Raw genomic sequence first — 20,891 nt, 5'->3', positions numbered from 1 at the left:
GAGGAGAACGGATATGGCTCTTGCACTCGTCAATTCCTTCGCTCCCGACAGGCGGCTCGATGCTGCGAACAAGACAGCCGCACCTGTCATCGACGCTCGCAATATTGCCGTCAAGTTCAAGGTCGAGGACGGCATGGTCGATGCCGTCAAAGACATCACCTTCCAGCTTTATCGCGGCGAAACCATCGCCATCGTCGGCGAATCCGGCTCGGGAAAATCGGTGACCGCCCGCACGGTGATGGGCCTGCTGACCAAACGCGCCGTCGTCTCCGACAAGTCCGCCGTGCATTACGACGGCAAGAACGTGCTGAAATTCTCGGAGCGGGCGCGCCGGCAATTGCGTGGCGACCGCATCTCGATGATCTTCCAGGAGCCGATGAGCTCGCTCAATCCGATCTACACCATCGGTAGCCAGATCGTCGAAGCGATACGGGTCCATCGCAAGGTCAGCCGCCGCGACGCGGAGAAGCGGGCGCTCGATCTCCTGAAGCAGGTTCAGATTCCCGATCCGGAAGCGCGGCTGAAACAATATCCGCACCAGCTCTCCGGTGGCCAGCGCCAGCGCGTGATGATCGCCATGGCGCTCGCCAACGACCCGGACGTACTGATTGCCGACGAACCGACGACAGCGCTCGATGTCACCGTGCAGGCGCAGATCCTGAACCTCATCCGCAACCTGCAAAAGCAGCTCGGCATGGCCGTGATCCTGATCACTCACGACCTGACGGTCGTGCGCCAGTTCTCCGACTACGTCTATGTGATGCAGCATGGCGAGATGCGCGAGCACAATACGACGGAGGCGCTCTTTGCGCGCCCGCAGCATCCCTATACGCAGCACCTGCTGACCTCGGAGCCACGCGGACAGGCAAAGCCGCTGCCGCCGAACTGCGACACGATTCTCGAAGGCAAGTCCGTCAAGGTGGCGTTCATGCTGCGGCACGGCAGCTTCTTCAAACCCGACATGCGCGAACTCGTCGCCGTCGACAGCCTCAATATCGAGCTGCGCCGCCACGAGACGCTCGGGCTTGTCGGTGAATCCGGCTCGGGCAAGACCACCTTCGGTCAGGCGCTACTGCGGCTGATCGATGCCGATGGCGGCGAGATTTTCTTCGACGGGCAGCCGATCCATGGCCGGTCTCGCGCCGAGATGCGGCCGTTGCGCTCGCGCATGCAGATCGTCTTTCAGGATCCTTTTTCGTCGCTCAATCCGCGCATGACCATCGGCCAGATCATTTGCGAGGGGCTGATTGTCAACAATCTCGGTTCCAACAAGGCGGAGCGCCTGGAGCGCGTCAAGGAGGCACTGGTCAGTGCCGGCATGCCGGCCAACATTCTCTCGCGCTTCCCGCATGAATTTTCCGGCGGCCAGCGCCAGCGTATCGCCATTGCCCGCGCCATCGCGCTCGAGCCAGAATTCATTCTGCTCGACGAGCCGACCTCCGCACTCGATCTTTCCGTTCAGGCCCAGATCATCGACCTCCTGCGCAAGCTGCAGGATGAAAAAGGCCTGAGCTACCTTTTCATTTCCCACGACCTCAAGGTCGTCCGCGCCCTTTGCCATCGCGTCATCGTCATGCAGCATGGCAAGATCATGGAGCAAGGGCCGGTCGAAGAGGTTCTGTCCCATCCCAAGACCGCTTACACAGAACGCCTTGTCAGAGCGGCGTTCGAAGTAGCTTCGTAGCATCCCAGGAGATTTTGACATGACAGGTACTCCCAAGATCACCTTCATCGGCGCCGGCTCGACCGTCTTCATGAAGAATATCATCGGCGACGTCTTGCAGCGGCCCGCCCTTGCGGACGCCCGGATCGCGCTGATGGACATCAATCCGCAGCGGCTGGACGAAAGCGCCATTGTTGCCCGCAAGCTGGCCTCGACGCTGGGCACCTCCGCGACGGTCGAAACCTTTACCGATCAGCGCAAGGCGCTCGACGGTGCGCATTTCGTCGTCGTCGCTTTTCAGATCGGCGGCTACGAGCCCTGCACCGTCACCGATTTCGAAGTGCCGAAGAAATATGGCCTGCGCCAGACGATCGCCGACACGCTCGGCGTCGGCGGCATCATGCGCGGCCTGCGCACGGTTCCGCATCTCTGGAAGATTTGCGAAGACATGCTCGCCGTTTGCCCGAACGCGATCATGCTGCAATATGTGAACCCGATGGCCATCAATACCTGGGCGATCGGGGAGAAGTACCCAACGATCAAGCAGGTCGGTCTTTGCCATTCGGTGCAGGGCACGGCCATGGAACTGGCGCACGATCTCGACATTCCCTACAACGAGATCCGCTACCGCTCGGCCGGCATCAACCACATGGCCTTCTATCTCGAATTCGAGCATCGTCAGCCGGATGGTTCCTATCGTAATCTCTATCCGGATCTCGTTCGCGCCTATCGCGAAGGACGCGCGCCGAAGCCCGGCTGGAACCCGCGCTGCCCGAACAAGGTGCGCTATGAAATGCTGACCCGCCTCGGCTATTTCGTCACCGAAAGCTCCGAGCATTTCGCCGAATACACCCCCTACTTCATCAAGGAGGGCCGCGAGGATCTGATCGAGAAGTTCGGCATTCCGCTCGACGAATATCCGAAACGCTGCATCGAGCAGGTGGCGCGCTGGAAGAACCAGGCTGAGGAATACCGCACGGCGGAAAAGATCGAGGTCAAGCAGTCGAAGGAATATGCCTCCTCGATCATCAATTCGGTCTGGACCGGCGAACCCTCCGTCATCTACGGCAATGTCCGCAACAATGGCTGCATCACCTCGCTGCCTTATAATTGCGCGGCGGAAGTCGCCTGCCTCGTCGATGCCTCCGGCATCCAGCCGACCTATGTCGGCGATCTGCCGCCGCAGCTGACGGCGCTCATCCGCACGAACATCAACGTGCAGGAGCTGACCGTGAAAGCTCTGATGACCGAAAATCGCGAGCACATCTACCATGCCGCGATGATGGATCCGCACACGGCAGCCGAACTCGATCTCGACCAAATCTGGTCGCTGGTCGACGAGCTGTTGGCAGCCCACGGCGACTGGCTGCCGGAATGGGCGCGCGGCAATCGCAAGGTTCAGGCCGCGTAAAGCCACTCTCTCCCGGCTTGCGGCCCAAAAGGCCTCGCGGTGGCGCCGCGGGGCCTTACATTTTTAGCTTCCAGGAAAAGATGAAAATCCAAAATGCAGCGAATGATGCCGTCATAACAGATGGCAAAGCGGGATCGACTGCGCTAGAAACGCTCGCAGTTTGGAGGAGACGAACGACATGGCCAGCTCGAACACATTCACCACCGGAACATTCGTCGGCCGCATCTGGCGCCCGGATGTGCAAGGCCCCGCTCTCGTCACCCTTCGCGACGGCACGCTCTATGATATCACCTCGAAGGAAACGCCGACCATGCGCGACCTTCTGGAAAAAGATGATCCGGTGGCTTTCATTCGCACCCAGAAAGGCGAAGCCATCGCCAAACTCGATGATCTGCTGGCCGCCAAGGCCGACCACTCGGCCATCCACCTTCTCGCCCCCATCGACCTGCAGGCGATCAAGGCCTGTGGCGTCACCTTTGCCCGTTCGATGCTGGAGCGCGTCATCGAGGAGCGCGCAGCCGGTAATCCGGACCTAGCCGAAGCGATCCGCGGCAAGGTGACCGCACTGATCGGCGACAGTCTGCGCAACTTGAAGGCCGGTTCAGCGGAAGCGGCCAAGGTCAAGGCGGCGTTGATCGAGGAAGGTGTCTGGTCGCAATATCTCGAAGTGGGCATCGGACCGGACGCGGAAGTCTTTTCCAAATCGCAGATAATGTCGTCTGTGGGACAAGGCGCCGATGTCGGCCTGCATCCGATCTCCAAGTGGAACAATCCCGAGCCGGAAATCGTGCTGGCGGTCGACAGCCAGGGCCGGGTCAAGGGCGCCACCCTCGGCAACGACGTCAACCTGCGCGACGTGGAAGGCCGATCCGCCCTGCTCCTTGGCAAGGCCAAGGACAACAACGCCTCCTGCTCGATCGGGCCGTTCATCCGTCTGTTCGACGAGACCTATAATCTTGATGACGTGCGCAACGCCGATCTCGACCTCAAAGTCGAAGGTGAGGACGGTTATGTGCTGCACGGCCGCTCGTCGATGAAGGAAATCAGCCGCGATCCGCTCGATCTCGTCTCCCAGACCATCGGCCGCCATCATCAATATCCCGACGGCTTCGTGCTATTCATGGGAACGCTTTTCGCCCCCGTCGAAGATCGCGACACGCCCGGCCAAGGCTTCACCCACAAGGTCGGCGACATCGTCACTATTTCCAACGACAAGCTCGGTTCGCTGCGCAACCGCGTGCTGTTGTCGACCGAATGCCCGCCCTGGACCTTCGGCGCCTCGCATCTGATGCGCAATCTGGCCCGGCGGGGATTGATCTGAGACTTCAAAGGCGAATTGGCCACACCGAGCCTATGCCTTGAAAGATCCCGCTCTCCCGGAAAGCGCCGCCAGATCCTCGGCAAGGCGCACGGGCAGGTCCATGCGCTCATGCAAAATGCTCATCACGCCAAGATCGCCGTTATCGAGCTCCCGGAAGAAGACATAATGATGCTCGTAGCGACTGAAATACGCCTCGTGTTTCACGTCGGCGGGAACTGCAAGACGCTGCGGAAGCTTGCGCCATATCGCCCTTTCCTCGCATAGCCGCTGCAAATGGGTATGCAAGCCGGTGATATACGTCACCGCCTGCTTCTCTCCCCATGTCTCAACTGTATCCCGCCAAATCTTGTCCTGCGCCGCATCCGCGCGCGGATAAAAGCGATACACCACCATGATCAGCGACGCGTATTGCGGCGAATGACATCTTCGGCGGAAACTGCGATAAACTCGCTGTCATCCGCGCGCATGGCCGGTGCAAGCTCCTTTTGCAGCGCATCCCACGCCTCATTACGGGTTTGAAGGTCGCGACGTATCAAGGCGCGAATGTATTCGCTGGCGTTCTCATAAAGACCAGTGTCGCCGATCTGCTGCTGAATGTGGTCTTGCAGCGCACCGCTGACCTTCACATGAATGCTACCCGACGCCATCGGAACTATCCTTCCATTCCACCTCAATTGTGGAGTTCGTAGCATATATTGTCAATATTCTTCACGGGTAAGAGCGCGCCGCATCATCGCGACGACTGTCCGGGCCACCAGCAACCTTGCCGTCGGAGCCGACGAGGCGGCAGAAAAACCCCCTCGCGAAAAAGGACGACGCAACGCCGCACCTCCCTCCGATTGGCTTGATTGGATCGCGCTGCCTACAGTGGGGCTTCTTCATTGCCTGCGAGATCGTTGACGACTAAGCGCAAGATCCGAGCGACACCAGTCTCGCCGAGAGTTGCGCAGCATCGATAGAAGCAAGATTGCCACCGGTGAAAAACGGATCGTCTGAAACGTCGCGTCCAATCCAGTGAGGCAATGCATGCGCTTCGAGCAAGGCGACGGATTCCGCCTCGATCTCGCATAGAACCAGGCCGACAAGCTGACCTTCGAAAACATCGAGGCAAAGCGCAGACGAGGCGATATTGTACCGCCTCTTCCGAATGCCTTTGCCGTTCAACGCTGAAAGAAGATCATATTCCTGCGATGTCAGATAGATATTGACGATTGCGAGGGGATTGGCGCTCGGGCCGGGGTACTTCTTGCAGAGCTTGTATTGCTCGTCTCCATTCTCGCAGATGATCTTGCGCAGGCGCAGCCGGGTGCCGTCGAGATAAAGATCTTCGATCAGCCGGGATGCTAGACCGGAAAGATCTGGAATGTCGCTGAGGAGAAATCGGCGTTCATATTCGGGCCGCGCATATTTCGGAATTGAGTTTGCCATATTGAAATGGGACGCCCGCCTCTCAAAAGCACGAGCACCGGCTCCCTCAATCTCAATGAGTGGACATCGACTGCGGCTGGTCGAGGCGGCTGCGCACAGCGGTCAGTTCCGAGGTTGTATGGTTCAGGCGATCGGCCAGCACGCGCATGATCTCGACGGCCATCTCCGGGAAATCGCTGAGCAGCTTCAGGAAATGCTCCTTGCTGATCTTCAAGGCTTCCAGCCTGGAAGTCGCTTTCACCGTGGCTGTACGGGAGACATCGCAGAGGATGGCAATTTCGCCGACGATGGAATTGAGGTCGACTTCGGCAACCTTGATCTCGCCGGCTGGGCTATCGACGAGAATATCAGCAGTTCCTGAAAGAACAACATAGGCCGCATCACCTTGATCACCCTGATGAAACAGGGTTTGGCCAGCATTGTAGCTGACCCGATCGGACGTAAACGCCAAGAGTTTCAATTTTGCCGGTGCAATGCGCGAAAAAATCGGCACCCGCTTCAGCATTTCAACTTCGTCCTTCAGAAGCATGAGCTTCGGTACCCCCAGTGTTCGGCCCCAGACGCCACTGTCGAGATAGGATATTACGATAACAGTTCTTTGAACATACCGTTTTTCTCTAAAAGATCGGTGGTAGAGCCATTTTCGACGAGGCTGCCGTGATCGAAAACCATGACACGGTCGAACAATTCGGCAAAACTGGGGTTGGAGAGAACCCAGATGATCGCCGGCGCATAATCGCCGCTATGGAGTTCGCCCAGAATGGCTCTCGCGATCTGATCCTGGACGCGATGGTCGAGTGCCGGCAGCGGGCGATTGCAGATGATGTAATCGGCTCGTTTCAAAAGGGCGCGACCGAGATTGAGTTTCTGGCGCTGCACGTTGGTCAGGCGCTTGCCGCCCGAGCCGACGTCGAAATCCAGCCCGATCGACAGAACTGCATCATGCATGCCGAGACGCCCGAACACATCATACATGATCTGATGGATACGCTCCGGCGCATTCGCCTGCTGATGCGCAATGCGCCCGAACAGCACGTTGTCCATCAAGGTGGCAGACGCAGTGAAGCGCTCCGGATCGTAGCGCTCGATGACCTTGGCGAGATCGGCCGGAATATTCTCGTAGAACTTCGCGCGCGCCTTCACGATCTTTTCCATGAGCACCTGCGTCAGAAGGCCGAAGCGGTGACGCGGTTCGATATAGGAGAAGCTCAGCCGGATGATGGCCGCACGCTCATCGTCGTTAGCCGCCTCATAGCCCTTGCCGTTGAGCTTCTGCAGCAGCGCCTCATAGGTCGGGATGTCTTCCGCCGTCATGAAGGTCAGCTGCTGGAAGAACGGATGGTCCGGCGGCAGGTCCGTGAAGAGTTCGACTGCGTTTTCGGCGATCTCCAGGCCCATATCGTACAAATCGGATACCAGACCCGTTTCGGCGAATATCTGCTGGAAATAGGGATGAGCCGCCAGTTTGCGATTGGTCATCTGCGGCCGCTTCAGCGTACCGAAAAGCAGATTTTCACCAACGGTCGCCTGCGGATTATAAGCATCGAACTCGAAGGGAACCACGAGATCCGCGAGTTTTTCCTCCTCGAGCCGCGACCGCAATGCCTGCCGCAGCTCGACGATGCGCGACGTCAGATCCTGATGTGCCGTGGCATCGACATTCGAGCGCAAGGCCATGTCGAAAATATCCTGCGACATGGCGACGGCATCGAGAACCGGACGGATGGCGGAGTAGATATCATCCGGCCCCGTCGCCCCGGCGGCGGCATAATCCACCCAGTCGCTATTGAGGTCGAATTCCGGATTGGCCGCACGACGCGCCTCGGCCATGCTCCATTTGACCTTTGTCGCTTCATCCTCGCTATAGACGGGGGCAACGAGCGGAGCGTGCTTGAGACCATAGAGGAGATTGCTGCGCAAAGTGCCGTGAAAGAAGAAGGTCTCGGAGGAGGCGTAGGCGATGCGTCGCCCGATGAGCGATTCCGGCAGTTCCAGAATATCGTGGCCGTCGATCGAGATGCGGCCGCTATCCGGCCAGATCAGGCGTCCGAACGCCTCTGCAAGATATTCGCCGCCCGCACCGCTGTCGCCGACGATCGCCACCCTTTCGCCCGGATGAATCTCAACCGAAACGTGGTCCAGCACACGCGCGCCGCTGTCGTCGACGATGGTCAGATTGGTCGCGACGAGAGAATGGGTGATGCGGGCGGCGGGCGCCGGCGAAACCGCCTGGATTTTCGGATCGATCAGATGCTCGACACTGAACTGTTCGACCACCTGATTGTATTTTACCTGGACGTCCTGACGCGACTGGTCCCAGTCGATCAGCTCCTTCAGCGGTCCGGGCAGATCCTTGTAGGCATTGATGACGGCGACGAGCTGACCGATGTCCAGTCGGCCCTGCAACGCCAGGAAGCCGCCGATCAGATAGAACAGGAACGGCGTTACCTGAGCGAGGAAGTTATTGATGAATTTGACCAGGAACTTCCACTGATAGAGATCGTAGCGGATCGAGAAGATCAATCCGAGCCGGTGCGCGATATCGGCGCGCTCCAGGTTCGTGGTATCGTTGGCATGGATAGTGCCGATACCATCAACGATCTCACCGACGCGGCCGGAAAGTTCGCGCGCCGTCAGCTGCCGCTGGCGCCCAAGTTCCAACAGCCGCTTGCGCATACGCGGAATGACGATGGCCTGCACGGCGACGATGGCCGCGGCAATCATGCCGAGCCAGAAATTCTGCATGATGATGAAGACGAGCGCCGTCACCGCCTGGCCGCCGAGAAGGGCGGGCTGCACGAAAGCATCGCCCGTAAAGCCACCCATCGGCTCCACCTCGTCCTTGATCATAGTGGCGATTTCCGCGGGCTTGACGCGCTTGAAGTGCGCCGGCGGAAACCGCAAGACCCGGTCGATCAGCTCAAAGCGGATACGGCGAAGCATGCGCTCGCCCAGACGTCCCTTATAGGTGTTGATATAGAGCTTGAAGAGACCGTTGAGGACGACGAGCGCCAAAAACACCATGCTCAGCGCAACGAGCATCCACATGCGCGTCAGCTGCACGCCCTGAAAAATCTCGACATGGCCGATGAGCGGCACATTGAAAGCAATGTGCATGAAGGTCTGCGTATCGCCGGGATGTTCGAAACCTTTGCCCTGGATAGGCCCGTTGACGATCTGCTTCGGCAAGTCGAAGGACAGGAAGTACGGGATCATCGAGGCCGCGACGACGAGCAGTATCCAGACCTGCTCCAGCCGGGTATTCGACCAAATGTAACGCGCTAGGCTTTTTTCCATTGCTTACTGCAGGCTTTCAAATTCAACGCCCAGCGCCAGCGCGATGCCGGCACCGATGTTGCAGAGATGCGGGAAGGTTTCGTTACGGATACGTGGCCCCATATGTGAAAGGGGACTCCGCCCGGTCTTTCGTCCACGCTCCTCCCGATTCATCGATTTTTCGATTTATATCACAAGATTGCGGGAATCCAGGAGGATAAAACGACAGGATGTCTCCGATATCAGCCGCACACGTCGCTACATGACCTCACGCAGAATGGCGGAAGTTCTGGCGGCGCCGCCAAGATCGATATCCGGCTTGCCTGGCTTGGGGCGCGACAATGCCGTCTTCACGGCTTCGACCAGCATATCCGTCGTCAATCCCGCTTCTGGCAAGGCCAAGGCCAGGCCCAATCTCTCCAGCCGCTCGGCTCGGACGGATTGCTCCGTCTCCCCACCGGCGGTGAAAGGAACCAGGATAGCTCGGCAGCCAGCCACGAGAAGATCGCCGACCGTATTATAGCCGGCCTGCGAAATCGAAAGCTCGGCGCCGCGCAGAAGGGAGGGAAAATCCTTGCGGAAGCGAACCAGTTCGACATTACCGGGCGCGTCGCTGGCGAGCTCAGCATAATCCCGCTCCGGGAGGTTCGGCCCGGCGATCAACAGCCAGCGGCGATCGCTCGCCACTCGGCTTGCCGCTTCGAGCGAGGCGCGGATAAGGTCGCGCCCGACAGCGCCGCCGCCGGCTGAAACGACGATGTCGAAGGTTTCGACTGGTTCCGGTGGCAAAGCGGGTGCGACAAGACCCGTATAGATGATCTTGTCAGCGATCGCCTCCGTCAGGGGAAAGGTCTCTTCCAGCCGGACGAAATGCGGATCGCCATGGACGAGCACGCCATCGAAATGATCGCGCAGGAGGCCGACCGTCTCTTCGTCGCGCCCCGGTTTCTTCTGCTGCTGCAGAATGTCCCGCACCGAGGTGTAGAGCCTCGGCTTCGGATCGGCTTCAGAAATGGCATCGAGCAGCGGCAGAAGCTCGAAACGCATCTGCCTGCGACCGAAGGGAAAGGCCTCGATGATGACGACATCGGGCGCCGCCTGCCGGAACGCCTCCAGCAACAAGTCGCGGCGCCGAGACAGGAACTCCTCGCCGGCGGCATTGCCAGACTGATCGGCGAGACCGGAGAAGCCGGCGCTGCTCGCAACCACGGCCGGCAATGTGACGGAGGTGACGTCCGCCCCCGGGAAGCCGTTTACCGGCAGGCCGCCGGTGACCACCGTCACCTGGCAGCCGTCTTGCGCCAGCGCGCTGGCGATGCGGCTCGCGCGCGCCAGATGGCCGATGCCAAGCAGATGCTGAACGTAGAAAAAGACCCGCAACGGTAGGCTATGCGAGGTTGTCATGCGGATTTCCGCCATTGATCTTCTCTCTGCCATTGCTCCTCGAACAGCCCCGTCAGTTGCCGGATGCTGGCGTGATAGTCGAAATGCTCGCGCACCCGCTTTTCGGCCGCTTCGCCCAGCCTGTGACGCAGTGCCGGGTTACGAATGGCGGATTCCAGCGCTACGGCGAGCGCCTGCGGATCCTCCGGAGGAACGACAAGACCGTTCGCACCATCTTCGAGGAGTTCGGGAACGCCGGAGACATCGGTGGAAACGCAGACAAGGCGCTGGCTAGAGGCTTCAACGAGCACGTTCGGCAGCCCGTCGCGATCACCGTCGGCGGCCACCCGGCAGGCGAGCGCGAAGATATCGGCCTGGCGATATTGGGCAAGCACGTCTTCCTGTGCCAGCGCACCCTTCCAGGTGATGCGGTCGGCGATGCCAAGCGTATCAGCCAATGCCTTGAGTTTCGTCAAGCCATCTCCGCCGCCAATGTGGGTAAAGCGCCAGTTGAGATCGCCGGGAAGCAATGCCAGCGCCTTCAACAGCACGTCGTATCCCTTTTTCTCCACCGCACGTCCAACGCTGAGGATAAAAGCGGGATCGGAAGCGTCCTTGCCGTCGCGGCTGGAATGTTCGCCAGTGAAGGAGCCGAAGCGATCCAGATCCAGCCCGTGATAGCTCAGATGAACCTTGTCGTCCGCTCCGACCAGATCGCGCATGTGCTCGAAACCGGTGCGCGTGCAGGTCACAGTCCAGCGGGCGCGGCCGAGCTTTTCCGAAAGCTCCCAGTCCGGTGACGTCCAGATATCCTTGGCATGGGCCGAACACGTCCAGGGAATGCCGGTCATGATACTGGCATAGGATGTCACCGAGGCCGGCGTATGGATGAAATGCGCATGCAGCCATTCGCCGCCATCGGGCCATTCATGCGCCAGCACCAGGGCCTGACCGAAGCGCCGCACGCGGTTCGGCGTGATATCCCGCTTGAGATCGGTCCAGAACTGCTTTAGGAGCGGCTTGAACCCGGGCTTGCCGATACCGGCAAAGAACGCGCGAAGCACCCTCAACGGTTCGTTATGCAGATATTCGGGCAGATAGATGACGCGCGCCTTGATCTCGTCATGGACGGGGTGGCGCTTCTTGTCCGTAGGCTTGCGCATCGAAATCAGCGTCAGGTCGAAGCCGGCCTTTTCCAGGCCGAGCAGCTCCTGCGCGATGAAGGTTTCCGACAGGCGGGGATAGCCTTTCAGGACCACCAGTATTTTCTTCCGCATCGACAGGTTCCGGTGATCTACTCGGCAACGATCGATAGCGGCGTATAGCGCTCGCGGTCATCGAACCATTCGCCGACGGTGCGCGAAATATGCACGAGCCCTTCCAGGCGCATGTTGCTGTTGCTCGCCGAAGGTGGCGCCCTGTTCGGCAGGCGCTTCAGCGCAGCGGCAAGCTGCTTCGGATCGGCCGATTCTTCCGGCAGCAGCATGTCGACGAGGCCGAGTTCGCTTGCCCGCTGCGCGCGGATGAGCTGCTCCTCGCGCGGCCGCGTGCGCGGAATGATCAGCGCCGGCTTGTCGAAGGACAGGATCTCGCAATAGGTATTATAGCCGCCCATGGCAACAACGGCCTTGGCGCCGGCGATCAGCTCTTCCATCTTGTTGTCGAACTCGATGACCTGCAGACAGTCGATCTTGCTCGCGCGTTCCAAAAGCTGACCGCGCTCCTTGGCTGGCATATAGGGGCCGAGCACGATCAGCGTCTTCTGCGTGAGAGAGCTATCCTCCTCGAAAGCGGCAATGACATCGCTGACGAGATCGGCGCCGTCGCCGCCGCCGCCAGTCGTCACCAGGATATAATCCTCGTCAGGCACATGTTCCGACTTCGTGCCCAGGGTGGAAACGCTGCGCTGCAGGAAGCCGACGAACTCCATCTTCCGGCGCACGCCGGGGGGAACATCGAGGCCGACGAGTGGATCGTGAAAGTCCGGCGGGCCATAGACCCAGACGCGATCGTAGAACTGATCGATCTTCTGCAGGGCGTTGTTCTTCTTCCATTCGGCTTCCAGGAGATGCGGCGCATCCATGACGTCGCGCATGCCGAGTACGAGCGTCGTGCCGCGCGCCTTGAGATAGGTCAGCGTTTCCTCGACCTCACCTTTCAGCCCCATCGGCTCCTTATCGACAATGAAAACATCGGGCTGGAAGGTTTCGGCCGTGTGGCGAATGATCGATTGCCGCATCTTCAGCGTTTCCTGCAATGCGACATGGCTCGCCATAGACGTGTATTCGCCGTCGCGCAGCTTGATGACACTCGGCACTTTGACGAAATCGACACGGGCGCGATAATCGAATGCGCCGGCGATCGTCGCGCCGGATATGATCAGCACATTCAGGCCGCGATAGTCCTCGACAAGCGCATGGGCAATCGTTCTGCACCGCCTCAGATGGCCGAGACCGAACGTGTCATGGCTATACATGAGGATTCGAGCATCTTCTAAGCGCCGCTTCATAGGCAAAAACCTCTGGGGGTGAAAGTTATACGCGGTATGTCGGCAAACGACATCCGCGGGCCGCTTCTCGAATTGCAATCCTGTCTTCGCCGTTCATCCTGCTATTTGTAGGGATCGGCGGCATCGCGCAAGCCGTCTCCTAAAAAGTTGAACGCCAGAATGACCAAAATCACCGGGATCATAGGGAAAAGGAGCCATGGATAGAAGGCGATGACGCTGACGCTTCTTGCCTCGGTCAGCAAAATGCCCCAGCTCGTGATTGGCGGGCGAAGCCCCAATCCGAGAAAGCTAAGGGCGGTTTCGCCGAGAATCATGCTGGGAACAGAGATCGTCGCCGTGGCAATGAGATGCGACATGAAGCCGGGAACGAGATGACGGCCGATGATGCGGCGTGTGCTTGCGCCCATCAATTGCGCGGCGAGCACGTAGTCTTCCTCCCGCAGGGACAGAAGCTTCGAGCGCACGGCGCGTGCAAGGCCGGTCCAGTCGAGAATGCCGAGAATAATGGTAATGCCGAAATAGACGATGATCGGACTCCAGCTCACGGGCATGATCGCCGCCAGCGCCATCCACAATGGCAGGCTCGGCAGTGATTGCAGCACCTCGATCACGCGCTGAACGAGGAGATCGAAAAGACCGCCGTGATAGCCCGCCAGACCGCCGATGACGACGCCGAGCACGAAGCTGATCGCTATGCCGATCAGCCCGATCGTCAGGGATATGCGCGCGCCGTAAATGATGCGCGACAGCACGTCCCGGCCCAGGCGATCGGTTCCAAGCAGATACATTTGCCCGCCGACGGAAGGGCAGACCAGATGAAGGTTCGAATCCACCAAGCCCCAGAAACGATAGGAATCGCCGCGACAGAAGAAACGGATCGGCTGCACGTCGGAAGGATTTTCGGTATAGATCCGACGCAGCGTATCGATATCGAGCGTCATTTTCCGGCCATAGACGAACGGTCCGACGAACTCGCCCTTGTCGAAGAAATGAACCATCTGCGGCGGCGAATGAATGTAATCGACATTGCGGCTGTGCAGACCGTAGGGCGCCAGGAATTCCGCAATCAGGATCATGCCGTAGGCGAGCAGCAGGAAGATACCGGAGGCGAGCGCAAGCTTGTGCTTTTTGAACTTCCACCACATCAGCTTCTTCTGCGAAGCCATGTAATAGCGCTGCTGGCCGGCCGACATGGCTTCGAACTGATCCGGATCGAAATCCGCGTTCGAGACGTAATGCTCCAGGGGAGCCCCGGGTTTTGGCAGAGATACGCTCACTTTGTACTCCTGCCTTGCAAGCGGATGCGGGGATCGAGAAAGCCGAGCGCGATATCCGAGATCAGCACGCCGATAACATTGAGGAAGGCGAGAAACATCAGAAATGAACCGGCAAGATACATGTCCTGGCTTTGCAGGGCCCGGATCAACATTGGGCCGGTCGTCTCCAGCGACAGCACGATGGCGGTGATCTCAGCGCCCGAAATGATCGACGGCAGGATGGAGCCGATATCGGCGACGAAAAAGTTCAGCGCCATGCGCAGCGGATATTTCACCAGAGCCTTCAGGGGGTGCAACCCCTTTGCCCGTGCGGTGATGACATATTGCTTCTGCATCTCGTCGAGCAGATTGGCGCGAAGGCGGCGGATCATGCCCGCCGTTCCTGCCGTGCCGACGATGATGACCGGAATCCACAGATGCGACAGGATCGAGCGCGCCTTTTCCCAGCTCATCGGCTGCGAGAGATATTGCTGATCCATCAGATGGCCGATCGACACGCCGAACCACACATTGGCGAAATACATCAGGATCAGCGCCAGCATAAAATTCGGAATGGCGATACCGAGCAGACCAAGGAAAGTCAGGCCGTAATCGCCCCAGCTATATTGATGAGTCGCCGAATAGATGCCGATCGGGAAGGCGATCAGCCAGGTCACGAGAATCGTCGTCATCGATACGAGAATGGTCAGCCACAAGCGGTCGCCGACGACATCCGAAACCGGCAGCTGATATTCGAAGGAATAACCGAAATCGCCATGCAGCATTCCGGCAACCCAATGGACATATTGAAGCGGCATAGGCTGATCGAGGCCGTATTCGTGACGAAGATTCTCGATCTCCTGAAGGTTCGCCGTCTCGCCCTGGGCGCGCAGCTCGGCGATCTGGCTTTCGAAGAAATCGCCAGGCGGAAGCTGGATGATCGTGAAGACCAGCATCGAAATGACGATCAGGGTCGGGATCATCACCGCGATGCGCCAAAGGATATATCTAAGCATTCCGGCGATCCTCCTTCATCCAGAAGGTATCCGGCATGTAGACACCGAGAAAACAGGTTGGATCGAAACCGTAAAGCGCCTTCTCCGGCACGTTCTGCATGCGCGCCGAATGCACGATCGGCTGCAGCGTGGCGTTGATGAGGCCGATGGAGAAAACCTGGTCCGTATAGATCGACAGCATTTCGTGCCAGATCTCGGCGCGCTCGAAGGAAGAGGCGGCCGCCTCCCATTCGCGGAGCAGCTTGACGAGCTTGGCCGCCTCCGGAACATCGGGCGCAACGCCCTGCGTCTCACGCGAAAGATAGTACATGCCCCAGAGCGGCCACTGCATCTGGTCGTCGGTTGTCGGCGCCAGTTCCGCCGGGTTCATGTCCGCTGTCGGCACGCCATTGTCCAGGCCGTACCACAAGGACATCAGGATACGCCCGCCCATGGCGCGGCTGCGGAAAATGTCGCGTTGCGATACACGCGTGAACAGCGCAATGCCGACCTTGCGCCAGTGATCGGTGACGAGTTCGAGGACGTCCGCATCCAGCGGGCTTTCGCCCGGTGTTTCAACCGTGATCTCCATGCGCCGCCCGTCGGGCAACAGGCGAACGCCGTCTTCATCGCGTTTGGCAAGACCGGCGGCGTCCAGCAGCACATTGGCCTGATCCGGATCGTACGCAATCCAGGCCGCCGCATATTCGGGCTTGAAGAGAGGGCTGTCTGGCAGGACCGTGTTGGCGCTTTCAGTGCCGAGGCCATAGAAGACGGCCATGTTGATCTCATGGCGATTGATCGCCAGCGACAGGGCCCGCCGCACCCGGACATCGCGCAAAACGTCTCGCCATACGGTATCCGCGCTGTTCAGATTGGGAAACAGTGCGACCCGCGACCCACGCGCCGCCTTCCAGAGATTGACCTTGATCGGGTGCAGCCTCTCCGCTTCCTTGAGGAAGGTATAGTCGTTGAAATCTATGCCGTTTGCCTGCAGATCGCTTTCTCCCGCGCCGGTCTTGGCAGCGATGATCGCGGAAGAGCTGATGTTCAGGATCATCCGGTCTATATAGGGCAACTGGCGGCCGTTTTCGTCGACGCGATGGAAATAGGGGTTGCGCTCGAAGACGAACTGCTCGGCCGGTGGGGCGGTCGTGTTGCGCCAGGGATCGAGTACCGGCAGGTTGGGATTTTCAGGCCGGTAGGAACGGGCCATCTTGATATGAAGGTCCTGCCATTTCTTGGCGCGGTTTTCCTTCATCAGCGAGGAAAGGCGAATGCTGTCCTGATATTTCTTGTGAAACTGCTTCAGATAATGCGCAGGGCCGGCAATGACGAGCGGCTGCGGCGCCGCAAGGATCGGCAGGAAATCGGGATTAGGATCATCCCAGGAATAACGCACCGTCAGTTCGTCGAGCAGCTCGAAGCGCGGCAGGCTGCCGTGCGGGCGCAACTCCAAGGCGCCGCCGCCCGGTGTCAGTTCCTTGTTGAGGATGACGTCTTCCCACCAATAGCGGAAATCATAGGCCGTGAAAGGATGCCCATCCGACCATTTATGTCCGTCGCGCAGCTTGAAGGTGAAAACCATGTCGTTGACGGAGGTGAATGACTCCAGAATATCAGGTTGCAACGACAGGGTACGGTCATAGCCGACGAGACGGGCATAGCCGTATATCGTCATGAAGCGGATATCGTTCTGGCTGCCGACAATGGTGCGCACGGAGCCGCCATATTGACCCGGCGTACGGCCCATGGCCGCGACGTTGACGATGCGCGGGAATTTCGGCAAACGCTTGGCAAGGTGCGGCATCTGACCCGCCCTCAGCCAATCGGCAAAATATTCCGGCTCGTTGTCGATGTCGGCTGCGAGAACGGGCTGAGGCAGAACGGTAGAGGCCAAAAGGCCAAGAAAAGTGCGCCGATTGATCATTTGCGCAGCTCCCGGGCACCGAGGCCCCGGCGGGCGCGCACGAAATGCCCCCCGCCCAAATCGGCATAGGCCAGATCTCCGTCTGATCCCTCGGAGAATTGCGGCCCCCATTTCTGCTTGGCCGCGGCGCCTTCGCTGCCCAGGGCGGAGAAATCCAGCGGCCGGTCCAGGTCGGGGAATGGCACCGCCGCAAGCAGCGAGCGCGTGTAGGGATGAACGGGATCGCGCAGGATGATCTCGCGCGGCGCGATTTCGACGATGCGTCCACGCGCCATGACGGCAATCCGATCAGCCATATAGTCGACCACCGCCAGATTATGCGAAATGAACAGATAGGTCAGGCCGAGTTCTTTCTGCAGATCCTTGAGGAGATTGAGAATCTGCGCCTGGACGGACACGTCGAGAGCCGAGACGGGCTCGTCGAGGATCAGAAGTTTTGGCCCAAGCGCCAATGCGCGCGCAATTCCGATGCGCTGGCGCTGGCCGCCGGAGAAGCTGTGCGGATAGCGGCTCAGATAGTGCTTGTCGAGCCCGATCGCCTGCATCAGCGCCGTGACTTTCTCCTTGCGCTCGTCGCTTTCGCCCCGCCCGTGGATTTCCAGGGGTTCGCTCAGGATGTTGCGGATGGTCATGCGCGGAGAAAGCGAAGAGACCGGGTCCTGGAAAACCATTTGGATCTTCGTGCGCAGATCCATCAATTCATCGCCCTTGACGGCAAGCACATCGATCTTGCCGCTGCCGTCATCGAAGGTGACGGAACCGCTATCGGCGGTAACACCCCGCATCAGGATCTTGCTGACGGTCGTCTTGCCGCAACCGCTTTCCCCGACCAGGCCGAGACATTCGCCGCGGCGAATATCGAAACTGACATCATCGACCGCACGGAACTTCGTGCCATCCCGCCGCCCGAACAGCCCACCGGCCTTCGAGGTGTAGGTCTTGGTCAGATTGCGCACGCTGAGCAGGACATCGAGTGCGGTGCCCGCAGCCGGCACACCGTTGCCGATAAGCTTCTTCTTCCCCGAGAAAGTGCCGAGATTGACCGGGACATCCCGCAAAGATTTCAATCGCTCTCCCGGCTTCATGTCGAAATGCGGCACCGCCGACATCAGCGCCTTCAGATAGCGATGCTGCGGCTGACGGAAGATCGTCTCAACGGGACCTGCTTCCATGATCTCGCCGTGATAGATGACCACGACCTCATCGGCCATGTTCGCAACCACGCCGAGATCGTGGGTGATCAGCAACATTGCCATGTTGAACGTCTGCTGGAGATTGCGCAGCAGTCCGAGAATTTGCGCCTGAATGGTGACATCCAATGCCGTCGTTGGCTCGTCGGCGATCAGCAGCGCCGGATTGCAGATCAGCGCCATGGCGATCATCGCGCGCTGACGCATGCCTCCGGAAAGTTCGAAGGGATACATGTCGAAAGTGCGAACCGGGTCCTGAAAGCCGACGAGGTTCAGCATCTCTTCCGTCTTTTCGCGCTGCTCAGCTCTACTGGTGCCTGCGCTGTGAATGCGAAGCGCTTCACTGATCTGGTTGCCGACCGTATGCAGCGGCGACAGCGAGGTCATCGGCTCCTGGAAGATCTTTGCCATGCGCGCGCCACGCAGCCCGCGGATCGCGGCGCCGTCGCGCGGCAGCTGGAGAATATCGGTCGTCAGACCGTTGAGCGGATCGGTGAAGAGAATCCGGCCCGTCGCCTTTGCCGCCGTTGGGAGAATGCCCATGATCGATTGGCTGATGATCGACTTGCCGGAGCCAGATTCGCCGACGAGCGCCGTAACCTTGCCTGGAAGCACTCTCAAGCCGGCATTCTTGACGACGCGCAGACTATCTCCGTAAAGGGAAAACGAGACGTCGAGGTTCTCGATACGCAGTAGATCAGTCCCTGACGCCATACATATTACTTCCCGCTCACATGACCTTTGTGGCCTTGGACGGCACACTAACGTAGGCCATAACGGGTGTCTAGCTGGTCAAAGCAATGCGGAGACTGTAAAAAAACTGTCGCCTTTCCAGTGATATATCGGCTTATGCTGAAGCGCGAGGCATGCGCAGTCACGGAGTCAGGTTTTCGACTTGAAGACGGCTCTCGAACTTCTTGGCGTCCCTATGCAAGAGAATGACCTGTTCGGCCTCGGAGAGGCTGTCTGGTGCCGTCTCCTGAAAGGTCTCGAGCGCGCCATTGGATGGCGTCGCCGCTTTCGGGGAGACGACGGTGAAGCGCTGACGCACACCGCGCAGCTTCTCCTCTCCAAGTTTTCCCCATTCGCAATCGGTGTAGCTGGAAAATGCCTGGCTCGCGACGACTTCGGTCCCATATTTCTTGGTCAGCGACTGTAGGCGCTCGACCTCATTGACCGCCGCGCCGAATGCGGAAAACGTCAACCGGTCCCTCAAGCCGACATTGCCGAACATGACGTTGCCGACATGCAGGCCGATCCCATAGCGAACTTCGCTCAAATTGCGCGACTGGCGATCGCTGTTGAGTGCCTTGACACGGCGTTGCGCCTCGAAAACAGCCGAAAGTGCGGCTTCGCAAGCCACCTTTGACGGGTCCTTGTGCCGCCCGCATGGGTAGACGGCGAGAAATCCGTCGCCAAGGAAGCTCAGGATTTCGCCGCCATTGCGATTGAACGGCGCCGCGATCGCGTCGAAGAACTCATTGAGCGTATCGATATAGGCCTGGCGCCCTTCCTTTTCGGCATAAACTGTGGATTGCCGCATGTCGCCCATGACGAGGGCTGCGCGGATTGTCTCGCCGTCTCCGCGGCGAATCTGGCCGTTCAGCACGCGCTTTCCGGCATCGCCGCCGAGATAGGTGGTCAGCATATTGTTGGCGAGCTTGCCGAGGACCGCCATCTTGGCGGCCATGGCCAGATGGTTCTGCATGCGCATCAGCGCGCCGATCATCTCTTCGCTGAAACCGCCGATGCTGTCGGTCGACCAGGAACCCATCATCCCCTGCACCGAGCCCGCGCCGAAAGTCTGCACGAAGGCCATATAGTCGGTGACCTTCTCCTTGCGCAGATCCTCGAAAATCGGAAATTCGACCGCACCGTCGACATCGATCCGGCGACGCAGGTGCTGAAGATTGTTGGACAAGAGATAGTAGTAGGGGCTCTGCACGAAGCGTTCCGGTTTCTCGTTCCCATGCCGATAGCCCTCGATCATCAGACCGCCGGCACGCCGCCAGGTAAAGCCGAGCGCATCATAGAGCGGATGAAGCATGGAAAAGGTCAAATGCACGCGCTTGAGCGGCATCCCCGTCGCAGCCATGCGTTCGCAGAAGCCGCGAATGATGGTCTCCAGGTTCTCGCCCGTGAGCGCCGCCTGTGTCAGCCATTCCGCTACTTTATCGAGAAGAAGATCAGAAACACTCGAATGGATAGTCATTGTCCCCGCGGCCTATCTTGCAATGCCCGATGTCTCGCCGGCCATGGAGCACCGGCTCTTTCGCCGACGTCCACTTCCGGAATTTCCGGCCTATTGTTCAAGGCTGGATGAAACAATCATTCAACGGCACCAGCGCGTTCCCTTGCTACCCCTGGATCGCGCGGACACCAGAAAATCGACTGCATCTCTCACGCCCCCGCACCAGAAATGCAGCACAACGACAGCCGTCGCAATCGGCGACTCTCGTTTTGTTCTCTTTCAGATAAGGCGCATATTCAGCTGAAACAATGGGCTAAACCGAAATGGGTCGATAAAAA

16 protein-coding genes are annotated in these 20,891 nt (G+C 59.3%); 3 read left to right on the top strand and 13 right to left on the bottom strand.

Going from position 1 to position 20,891, the window contains the following annotated elements:
* Positions 1 to 13: 13 nt before the first annotated feature.
* The 3 genes from FBZ99_RS15300 (at position 14) to FBZ99_RS15290 (ending at position 4,395) form a co-directional block, all read left to right on the top strand.
* On the top strand, positions 14 to 1,684 hold the full coding sequence (locus FBZ99_RS15300) for an ABC transporter ATP-binding protein (protein ID WP_145633960.1): 1,671 nt from the start codon (positions 14 to 16) through the stop codon (positions 1,682 to 1,684).
* Positions 1,685 to 1,703: 19 nt separating this feature from the next.
* Positions 1,704 to 3,074, top strand: coding sequence for an alpha-glucosidase/alpha-galactosidase (locus FBZ99_RS15295; RefSeq protein ID WP_145318878.1), 1,371 nt, complete (start codon positions 1,704 to 1,706; stop codon positions 3,072 to 3,074).
* Positions 3,075 to 3,252: 178 nt separating this feature from the next.
* Positions 3,253 to 4,395 carry a fumarylacetoacetate hydrolase family protein gene (locus FBZ99_RS15290; RefSeq protein WP_145318881.1) on the top strand — a complete coding sequence of 381 codons (1,143 nt, stop codon included), beginning with the start codon at positions 3,253 to 3,255 and terminating at the stop codon, positions 4,393 to 4,395.
* A 30-nt stretch (positions 4,396 to 4,425) separates the two neighbouring features.
* Here the strand turns inward: FBZ99_RS15290 and FBZ99_RS15285 are convergent, their stop codons facing one another.
* The 13 genes from FBZ99_RS15285 to FBZ99_RS15225 all read right to left on the bottom strand — a co-directional run bounded on the left by FBZ99_RS15285 (position 4,426) and on the right by FBZ99_RS15225 (position 20,574).
* Entirely contained in the window at positions 4,426 to 4,788 is a 363-nt protein-coding gene (locus FBZ99_RS15285) for a type II toxin-antitoxin system RelE/ParE family toxin (RefSeq protein WP_113329609.1), read from the bottom strand.
* A gap of 2 nt (positions 4,789 to 4,790) precedes the next feature.
* Entirely contained in the window at positions 4,791 to 5,042 is a 252-nt protein-coding gene (locus tag FBZ99_RS15280) for a ribbon-helix-helix domain-containing protein (protein ID WP_112723358.1), read from the bottom strand.
* A gap of 256 nt (positions 5,043 to 5,298) precedes the next feature.
* Entirely contained in the window at positions 5,299 to 5,823 is a 525-nt protein-coding gene (locus FBZ99_RS15275) for a hypothetical protein (RefSeq protein ID WP_113329608.1), read from the bottom strand.
* Between the two features lie 52 nt (positions 5,824 to 5,875).
* Complete coding sequence (locus tag FBZ99_RS15270; protein ID WP_069610301.1) at positions 5,876 to 6,352, bottom strand: cyclic nucleotide-binding domain-containing protein; 477 nt, start codon at positions 6,350 to 6,352, stop codon at positions 5,876 to 5,878.
* A 53-nt stretch (positions 6,353 to 6,405) separates the two neighbouring features.
* Positions 6,406 to 9,120 carry an ABC transporter ATP-binding protein gene (locus tag FBZ99_RS15265; RefSeq protein WP_145633958.1) on the bottom strand — a complete coding sequence of 905 codons (2,715 nt, stop codon included), beginning with the start codon at positions 9,118 to 9,120 and terminating at the stop codon, positions 6,406 to 6,408.
* Between the two features lie 237 nt (positions 9,121 to 9,357).
* Positions 9,358 to 10,503 carry a glycosyltransferase family protein gene (locus FBZ99_RS15260; RefSeq protein ID WP_113350625.1) on the bottom strand — a complete coding sequence of 382 codons (1,146 nt, stop codon included), beginning with the start codon at positions 10,501 to 10,503 and terminating at the stop codon, positions 9,358 to 9,360.
* Positions 10,500 to 11,765 (bottom strand): glycosyltransferase family 4 protein, encoded by a 1,266-nt coding sequence (locus FBZ99_RS15255; RefSeq protein WP_173004577.1) that lies wholly within the window; start codon positions 11,763 to 11,765, stop codon positions 10,500 to 10,502. Before FBZ99_RS15255 ends, FBZ99_RS15260 begins: the two co-directional genes overlap by 4 nt.
* An 11-nt stretch (positions 11,766 to 11,776) precedes the next feature.
* Positions 11,777 to 12,991, bottom strand: coding sequence for a glycosyltransferase family protein (locus FBZ99_RS15250; RefSeq protein WP_113350627.1), 1,215 nt, complete (start codon positions 12,989 to 12,991; stop codon positions 11,777 to 11,779).
* 101 nt (positions 12,992 to 13,092) lie between these two features.
* Complete coding sequence (locus FBZ99_RS15245) at positions 13,093 to 14,268, bottom strand: ABC transporter permease (protein WP_113350628.1); 1,176 nt, start codon at positions 14,266 to 14,268, stop codon at positions 13,093 to 13,095.
* Complete coding sequence (locus tag FBZ99_RS15240) at positions 14,265 to 15,263, bottom strand: ABC transporter permease (RefSeq protein WP_095437102.1); 999 nt, start codon at positions 15,261 to 15,263, stop codon at positions 14,265 to 14,267. The genes FBZ99_RS15245 and FBZ99_RS15240 overlap by 4 nt, the downstream gene beginning before the upstream one ends.
* Positions 15,256 to 17,172, bottom strand: coding sequence for an ABC transporter substrate-binding protein (locus FBZ99_RS15235; RefSeq protein WP_113329602.1), 1,917 nt, complete (start codon positions 17,170 to 17,172; stop codon positions 15,256 to 15,258). Before FBZ99_RS15235 ends, FBZ99_RS15240 begins: the two co-directional genes overlap by 8 nt.
* The gene (locus FBZ99_RS15230) at positions 17,169 to 19,076 is read right to left on the bottom strand and encodes an ABC transporter ATP-binding protein (protein WP_113350629.1); all 1,908 of its coding nucleotides are present in this window, start codon (positions 19,074 to 19,076) and stop codon (positions 17,169 to 17,171) included. Before FBZ99_RS15230 ends, FBZ99_RS15235 begins: the two co-directional genes overlap by 4 nt.
* A 160-nt stretch (positions 19,077 to 19,236) precedes the next feature.
* Positions 19,237 to 20,574: an adenylate/guanylate cyclase domain-containing protein gene (locus FBZ99_RS15225; RefSeq protein WP_113350630.1), complete on the bottom strand. Its 1,338-nt coding sequence runs from the start codon at positions 20,572 to 20,574 to the stop codon at positions 19,237 to 19,239.
* Between the last annotated feature and the right edge of the window lie 317 nt (positions 20,575 to 20,891).

The sequence above is a fragment of the Rhizobium sp. ERR 1071 genome (genome assembly GCF_007828675.1).
Taxonomy (GTDB): Bacteria; Pseudomonadota; Alphaproteobacteria; order Rhizobiales; family Rhizobiaceae; genus Rhizobium; species Rhizobium dioscoreae.
This window is presented reverse-complemented; position numbering and strand designations above follow the sequence as displayed.